An 8,134-nucleotide genomic window follows, 5' to 3' on the forward strand; every position below is an offset into this window, starting at 1 on the left:
TCGGCGGTCATCAGCCGCGCCACCCCGGCCTCGGCCTCGCGCGAGCGGACGGCATCGCCCGACAGGTCGTAGAGGCCCGCCCCCGCGTGGGTGTCCAGCACGGCGACCGGGCCCAAGGCGCCGGTTCGCGCCTGCCGCTCCTTCAACAGCCACAGCACCAGGGCGTGCTTGACCAGATCGGCGAAGTTTCCGGCGTGAAAGCTGTGACGATAATTCATGCCCGCTCGTCTCTCGCGGCGAGCGCGGGGTCAAGCCTGCATCCCCAGCGCGTTGATACGAAAAAGCCCCCTGCCTTGCGGTCAGGGGGCCTTGGTCTCGCTTCAGATTTCGATCAGTCAGCCCAGTTCAGGACGACCTTGCCCGACTTGCCCGACTTCATGGCCTCGAAGCCCGCCTCGAAGTCCTGATACGGCATCTGGTGGGTGATCAGCGGCGTCAGGTCCAGACCGGCCTTCAGCAGGCCCAGCATCTTGCGCCAGGTGGTGAACATCTCACGCCCATAGACGCCCTTGATGGTCAGGGCCTTCAGGATGATCGCGCCCCAGTCCGTCTCCATCGGCTTGGACGGAATGCCCAGAAGGGCCATGCCGCCGCCCATGATCAGGGTGTCGACGCACTGCTTGAAGGCGACGGGCGACCCCGACATCTCCAGCGCCACATCGAAGCCGACCTTCAGGCCCAGCTCGTGCATAACGTCGCGCAGGTCTTCCTTGGTGGTGTTCACCGTGCGCACGCCCGGCGCAACCTTCTGCGCAAGTTCCAGGCGGAAGTCATTGATATCGGTCAGGACCACAGTGCGCGCGCCCGCATGACGCGCCACGGCGGCGGCCATCATGCCGATGGGACCGGCGCCCGTGACCAGCACATCCTCGCCCAACAGATCGAACTGTTGCGCCGTGTGCACGGCGTTGCCGAACGGGTCCAGGATCGAGCCGATCTCATAGGGCACGTCGTCCGGCAGTTCGATAACGTTGAAGGCCGGGGCCACTACATATTCGGCGAAGGCGCCCTGGCGGTTCACGCCGATGCCGCGCGTGTCGGGGTCCAGGTGGAAGTGACCAGCGCGGGCCGCTTCGGAGTTCAGGTCGATGACGTGACCCTCGGCCGAGACGCGCTGACCGATCTTGAGGCGGCGATCCACGTCCTTGCCGATGGCGACGATCTCGCCGGCGAACTCGTGGCCGGTGATCATCGGCACGGGCACGTTCTTCTGGGACCACTCATCCCAGTTCCAGATGTGGATGTCGGTGCCGCAGACGGCGGTGCGGTGCACCTTGATCAGCACGTCCTCATCGCCCGCGACGGGAATGGGGGCGTCGATCAGCTCCAGCCCCTCGGCCGGTTTCGTCTTGGCCAGGGCCTTCATCATGTCAGCCATGTCGTTTCCTCAAACGCTTATTTAATTCCGGCACGGCCGGTCGCCCGGCCATGACGATACAGGCGAACGCCTATTTGATGACGCCCAGTTCCTTGCCCGCCTGGGTGAAGGCGGCGACGGCGGCGTCGATCTGTTCGAAGGTGTGGGCCGCAGACATCTGGGTGCGGATGCGGGCCTGGCCGCGCGGCACCACGGGGAAGCTGAACCCGATGACGTAGACGCCCAGCTCAAGCAGACGCGCCGCCATGTCCTGCGCCAGCTTGGCGTCGCCCAGCATGACCGGAATGATCGGATGCTCGCCCGGCAGCAGGTCGAAGCCCGCCTCGGCCATGGCTGAACGGAACCGCGCCGCGTTGGCGAACAGCTGGGCGCGCAGCTTGTCGCCCTCCTCGCCCGCGGCGATGCGGATGGCCTCCAGCGACGCGCCGCAGACGGCGGGCGCCAGGGCGTTGGAGAACAGATAGGGCCGCGCCCGCTGCTTCAGCAGTTCCACCACGCTCGACCGGGCGCAGATGAAGCCGCCCATGGCGCCGCCCAGCGCCTTGCCGAAGGTGCCGGTGACGAAGTCGACCTCGACGCCGCAATGCGCAAACGAGCCCTTGCCCCTGTCGCCCAGGAAGCCCGTCGCGTGGCAGTCGTCGACCATGATCAGCGCCTGATACTGGTCAGCCAGGGCGCGGATCTGGTCGATCTTGCCGATGTAGCCGTCCATCGAGAAGGCGCCGTCGGTGGCGATGATGATGTTGCGGGCGCCGGCGGCGCGCGCCTCTTTCAGCTTGGCCTCCAGATCGGCCATGTCCGAGTTGGCGAAGCGGTAACGCTGGGCCTTCGACAGGCGCACGCCGTCGATGATGGAGGCGTGGTTCAGGCTGTCAGAGACGATGGCGTCCTCGGCCCCGAACAGCGGCTCGAAAATGCCGCCGTTGGCGTCGAAGGCGGCGGCGAACAGGATGGCGTCCTCAAAGCCGAGATAGTCGGCGATGGCGCGCTCCAGCTCCTTGTGGATCTCCAGCGTGCCGCAGATGAAGCGGACCGAGGCCGTGCCCGCCCCCCATTTTTCCTGCGCCTTGATCCCGGCCTGGGTGACGCGCTCGTCGCCCGCCAGCCCCAGATAGTTGTTGGCGCAAAAGTTCAGCACGTCGCGGCCGTTGACGGAGATCACCGGCCCCTGACGCGAGGCGATGACGCGCTCGGGCTTGGTCAGCCCCTGGGCGTGGATGTCAGCCAGTTCGGCGGAGACGCGATCGTAGAAGGCCAGGTTCATATCTTGGGTCATGTTTGCTCCGCTACGCTGAATTCGGGCAGGTTTGAACCCCTAGTTTGCGAGCTCCGAAACAGTTTGAGCCGAGGCGTCGGCGACGGGCCGCAGGGGGCTGACCTCAACCTGCCCGCCGCAGGGGGTAAAGGCCAGCGGCAGGGCGATCGCCGTCGCCGCGCCCGGCGCGGTCACGCGCACCGTCTTGGCCGAAGGACAGGTCGTCTCGCCCTTGTCTTCATGCGGAATGACGGTCCAGGCCAGATCAAACCAGGCGGCCTGCTGCGGGCGGATTTCCACCGGCGTCGGCGCGCGGCCCTGGGCGAGATAGCTCCCCGGCGCCTGAACCGCGCGAACGCCGGTCATCAACTTGCCCTCGGCGTCCAGCAGGCTGACGGACGGATAGCCCGTCACGGTGCAGGCGTCAGGCCCGGTGTTCCGCACCGCCAGGGTAGTGAGGCGATGACCCATGCCTGCGTCGCCGCCCTCCACCGCTAGGCGCAGGTTCTCGGCGGCGCACGGCGCGCCCGACGGCGGCGGCGCCACGGCGGCGACCGGGCGGCTGCAACGCTCGATGATGGAGCCGCCCGCCTGATCCCCCGGCCCCCCGGTCTGGCCGATGCGGCTCAGCGTGCCGCTCTCCAGTTCGCCTCGGCTGGCCGTATGCCACTCCAGCCCCTGCCCCGCGTACCGGGCGCCGCTGGCCGCAACGACGTTGGTCAGGGCGTAGTCCTTTCCTTCGTAGGACAGACGAGCAGTCTGGGCGTCGGGATAGGCGACGACGACCGTCTTGCCGCTTTCGCAGGCATAGCCGACGGCGGCTGCGCTCTGGTCCGTCGGCGGCTCGATCGGCGCGGTCGGCTCGGCCGGCTTCTCCCGAGAACATCCGGCGGCCAGCAGCCCCAATCCGGCGGTCAGGGCGATGGTCTGGAACGTGGCGGATCTGGTCATGGCGGCCCCCTTGCTGCGGCGACCCTGCTGCAACGTCGAGGGCTTGTGAAGGCTCCGCCCCGGCAAATCGTCAGGGAGCGGTTGCGTAACGATATACTATAACATATCAAGCCTCCCATCATTGTAACGGGGATGCGTGACATGCGATTTCGGACCTTCCTGCTGACCGCCGCGGGGGCGGCGGCGCTGACCAGCCTGGGCGTGGCTGCGCCCGCTTTCGCCGAAGACGTCGTACAGCGTCAGTCGCAGGGCGACCCGCATGATCACGCCCCCCGCGCCGCCGAGGCCTATGAGGTGGAAGAGGTCGTGGTGCGCGCCCTGCCCCTGGGCCGCGCGGGCGACGACGTCGGCTCGCACGTCGCCCTGCTGAGCGGCGACGACCTGGTCCACCGGCGTCAGTCGACCCTGGGCGACACCCTGAACAGCATCCCCGGCGTCAACTCCGACACCTTCGGCGGCGGCGCCAGCCGCCCGGTGGTGCGCGGCCAGACCTCGCCTCGCGTCAAGGTGCTGAGCGAGGGCGCCGGCCTGATGGACGCCTCCGAGGTCTCGCCCGACCACGCGGTCAGCGGCGAGCCCCTGCTGCTGGAGGGCGTCGAGATCCTGCGCGGCCCGGCGGCCCTGCTCTACGGCGGCGGCGCCATCGGCGGCGCGGTCAACCTGCTGGACAAGAAGATCCCGACCCGCGTCCCAGCGAACGGCGGCGAGGGCGTGGCCGAATACCGTCGCGGCTCGGTCGATGACGAGGAAGCCGGCGTGGTCGGCCTGACGGTCGGCGCCGGAAACTTCGCCGTCCGCGTCGAGGCGGCCGCGCGCAACTCGGACGACTACAAGGTTCCCGGCTGGGACGAGCCGCGTCTGGACGGCTCCTACAACGAAACCTCGACGGCGACGCTGGGCGCCTCCTGGATCGGGTCGCGCGGCTATCTGGGCGCGGCCTATACCGAACAGACCAGCCGCTACGGCCTGGCCGGTCACAGCCATGAATATGAAGACTGCCACCCGCACGGCGACCATCTGCATTGCGGCGGTCACGGCCACGACGACGATCATGGCCACGGCGACGACGATCACGGGCACGAGCATGAGGGCGACCACGACCACGCCGCCCCCGAGGTCCGTCTGAAGAGCCGTCGCGTCGACCTGCGCGGCGAACTGCGCGACCCGCTGCCGGGCATCGAGAACGTGCGTCTGCGCGCCGGTTACACCGACTATGAGCACAGCGAGCTTGAAGAAGGCGTCGTCTCGACCACCTTCACCAACAAGGGCTACGACGGCCGCATCGAGGCCCAGCACCGCGAGATCGCCGGCTTCCGCGGCGTAGTCGGCCTGCAACTGAGCAAGAGCGACTTCGCCGCCATCGGCGAGGAAAGCTTCCTGGCCCCCAGCACGACCAAGAACACCGGCCTGTTCGTGATGGAGGAATACGAGATCGGCCTGTGGCACCTGGAAGGCGCCCTGCGCCAGGAATGGCAGGAGGCCTCGGCCGTCGGCCTGCCCGACGTCGAGCACAAGCCCTTCTCCATCTCGGGCGCGGCGGTGTGGCACTTCACCCCCGGCTGGTCCGGCGCCGTGTCGCTGTCGCGTTCGCAACGCGCCCCCTCGGCCCAGGAGCTGTATGCCGACGGCGTTCACCTGGCGACCAACACCTATGAGATCGGCGACGCCGGCCTGGACGTCGAGACGGCCAATTCGATCGAGCTGACCCTGCGCAAGACCGAAGGCGCCCTGACCGGCTCGGTCAGCGCCTATCATTACGTCTATGACGACTACATCTTCGCCCGGACCCTGGATCAGCATGAGGACTTCCGCCTGATCCGCTACAGCCAGGCCGACGCGACCTTCACCGGCATCGAGGGGGAACTGACGCAACAGTTCACCCCGTGGCTGTCGGGCACGGTGTTCGGCGATTACGTCCAGGGCGAGCTGAAGGGCGACGGCGGGAACCTGCCTCGCATCCCGGCGGCGCGGGCGGGCGTGCGCCTGGCCGCCTTCCAGGGACCGTGGTCCGGCGATGTGGAGTACAGCCGCACCTTCAAACAGACCGACATCGCCGCCTTCGAGACCGAGACGCCCGGCTACGACATGGTCAACGCCACCGTGGCCTATGACGTCGATCTGGGGCCGGTGCGCTCGCAGATCTTCCTGCGCGGGACCAATCTGCTGGACGAGACGGCTTTCAACCACGCCTCCTTCCTGGCCGAGACGGCGCCCCTGCGCGGGCGCAACCTGACGGTGGGCGTGCGCGCCCGCTTCTAGGGTTTCTTCGCTATTGCAAAAAACGAGGGGCGGGATCCGACGGATTCCGCCCCTTCGTCCGTTGGAGTCCTGTCGGTTCGAACAGGACTAAGCCCCGCATTACAGGAGTTTAATCCAGGAGAGCGATTGCGCCCCCTTCGGCGCACATCGTTCTTTAATCGAGTCGATGCGATCGACGAGACAGGGCGTCGGTCGCGAGCGTGCCTGTTTTTCGGTTGCCTTTAGGACTCGACATGTCGCCAGTCGCCTTGCTGTTCGCCCTCGCCTCCCTGTCCCCTGCCGACACGGCGGCGCCCGCCGCCCCGCCGCAGTCCGCGCCTGCCCAGACCGCCACCCCGGTCCCGCAGGAAGAGCTGGACGACGGCGCCTATGACCTGGGCACGCTCGCGGCCGTCACTACCGCCCGGCGCGGCGCGGCCCTGGGCGACTATGAGCCCGAACTGACCCTCGACGAGGAGCAGATCAAGGCTTACGGCGCCAGCAGCATCGAAGAGCTGATGACCCTGCTGGAGCCGGTGACGCGCAGTTCGCGCGGCGGCTCGCCGGTCTTCCTGGTCAACGGACGGCGCATCTCGGGCTTTCGCGAGATTCGCGGCATCCCGCCCGAGGCCATCGAGCGCACCGAGATCCTGCCCGAGGAAACCGCCCTGTCCTACGGCTACAGCGCCGATCAGCGGGTCGTGAACTTCGTGCTGAAGGCCGACTTCCGCTCCGTGACCATGCAGGCCAGCGCGCGCCGTCCCGACCAGGGCGGCCGCACCATGACCGACCTGGAAAGCAACATCCTGCGCATCTCGGGCAAGCAGCGCTGGACGCTGGACCTGGAATACGAACGCGACACCCCCCTGTTCGAGACCGAGCGCAACATCACCCGCGAGGGCGTTCCCTATGACCTGATGGGCAATGTCACCGCGCCGGGCGGCGGCGAGATCGACCCCGCCCTGTCGGCCCTGCTGGGCCAAGGCGTGACGACCGCCTCGGTCGGGGCGGGCGCAGCGGGCGGCGCCGCCCTGTCCGACTTCGGCGTCGCGCCGCGCACCGACGACCTGACCGCCTATCGCACCTTGTCGCCCAAGCGCGAGAACAGCTCCATCTCCGGCTCCCTGGTGCGCGACCTGAACCAGACCATGTCGATGACGCTCAGCGGCGAACTGGAGGATACATCCAGCTTCTCCTACCTGGGCCTGCCGGGCCTCAGCCTAGCCCTGCCCTCGGCCAGCCCCTATTCGCCCTTCGCCGGCGACGTGCTGCTGCACCGCTATGTCGACGCGCCCGGCGCGCTTGGACGGCAGACCGATACCCTGTCCAGCCAACTGGGCTTCCTAGTCGACGGCTATCTGGGCGACTGGCGCTGGACGGTGAACGGCGGCTACGACCGCACCGAGACCAAGACCCGCACCGGCCGCGGCCTCAACGACGACGCCCTTCAGGCGGGCGTGACGGCCGGGACCATCGACCCGTTCGGCGACCTGGGCCAGTTGCCGGCCAATCCGTTCGACACCGCGCGCTCCATCTCCAGCAAGTCCAGCATCGAGGGCGTCATCAACGGCACGGCCTGGGAAGGCCCGGCCGGATCGCTGACCTCGACCTTCAAGGTCGGCTTCGACAGCCAGTCGCTGGACTCCGAGAACCTGCGCTTTTCCGAGGCAGAGCAGGCCAGCGTCTTCTCCGAACGCTCCCTGTCGCGCGACCGCACCAGCGCCTCGGGCAACTTCAACCTGCCCATCGCCAGCCGCGACCGCGAGGTGCTGGGCGCATTAGGCGACCTGTCGGCCAATCTGAACCTGGCCTATGAAGACCTGTCCGACTTCGGCGGCCTGTCGGCCTATACGGTCGGGCTGAACTGGTCGCCGTGGGAGCCGGTCAACTTCACCGCCAGCTGGGCCGACGAGCAGAAGGCCCCGTCGATGTCGCAACTGAACGACCCGACGATCTCGACCCCGAACGTGCCGGTCTATGACTTCGCCACCGGCCAGTCGGTCAACATCGTCCGCATCGAGGGCGGCAACCCCAACCTGTCCGAGGAGACCAAGCGCGTCCTGAAGTTCGGCGTCAACCTGACCCCGCTGAAGGACAAGGATCTGCGTTTCACGGCCAACTACACCCGGACCGAGACGGAAGGCTCCATCGCCTCCTTCCCGACCATCACGCCTGAACTGGAAGCCGCACTACCCGAGCGCTTCACGCGCGACCTGGACGGCAATCTGGTGTCGATCGACGCCCGGCCGCTGAACTTCCAGAAGGCCGAGCAGCAGGAAATCCGCTGGGGCCTCAACTTCTCGACCGCCTTC

The 8,134-nt window shown here is 67.8% G+C and carries 6 protein-coding genes; 2 read left to right on the forward strand and 4 right to left on the reverse strand.

Annotated elements, in window-relative coordinates; translation table 11 throughout:
• From rlmJ to BDIM_RS10510, 4 genes are all read right to left on the reverse strand, one after another.
• The coding region (gene rlmJ, locus BDIM_RS10495; RefSeq protein WP_040345743.1) for a 23S rRNA (adenine(2030)-N(6))-methyltransferase RlmJ at positions 1 to 218 on the reverse strand (218 nt) is incomplete at its 3' end.
• Between the two features lie 113 nt (positions 219 to 331).
• A complete protein-coding gene (tdh, locus tag BDIM_RS10500; protein WP_040345746.1) occupies positions 332 to 1,378 on the reverse strand; it encodes an L-threonine 3-dehydrogenase in 1,047 nt (348 codons plus the stop codon).
• A gap of 70 nt (positions 1,379 to 1,448) precedes the next feature.
• Entirely contained in the window at positions 1,449 to 2,642 is a 1,194-nt protein-coding gene (locus tag BDIM_RS10505; protein WP_003165574.1) for a glycine C-acetyltransferase, read from the reverse strand.
• 51 nt (positions 2,643 to 2,693) lie between these two features.
• A complete protein-coding gene (locus BDIM_RS10510; protein ID WP_003165575.1) occupies positions 2,694 to 3,584 on the reverse strand; it encodes a DUF4232 domain-containing protein in 891 nt (296 codons plus the stop codon).
• A 141-nt stretch (positions 3,585 to 3,725) separates the two neighbouring features.
• Here BDIM_RS10510 and BDIM_RS10515 point away from each other — a divergent pair, with 141 nt between their 5' ends.
• Both BDIM_RS10515 and BDIM_RS10520 read left to right on the forward strand, forming a co-directional pair.
• The gene (locus BDIM_RS10515) at positions 3,726 to 5,843 is read left to right on the forward strand and encodes a TonB-dependent receptor domain-containing protein (RefSeq protein WP_244911836.1); all 2,118 of its coding nucleotides are present in this window, start codon (positions 3,726 to 3,728) and stop codon (positions 5,841 to 5,843) included.
• A gap of 233 nt (positions 5,844 to 6,076) precedes the next feature.
• Positions 6,077 to 8,134, forward strand: a 2,058-nt coding sequence (locus tag BDIM_RS10520; protein ID WP_050796695.1) for a TonB-dependent receptor, incomplete at its 3' end; no start/stop codon positions are given.

The organism is Brevundimonas diminuta ATCC 11568 (assembly GCF_000204035.1).
In the GTDB taxonomy this organism is placed as follows: domain Bacteria; phylum Pseudomonadota; class Alphaproteobacteria; order Caulobacterales; family Caulobacteraceae; genus Brevundimonas; species Brevundimonas diminuta.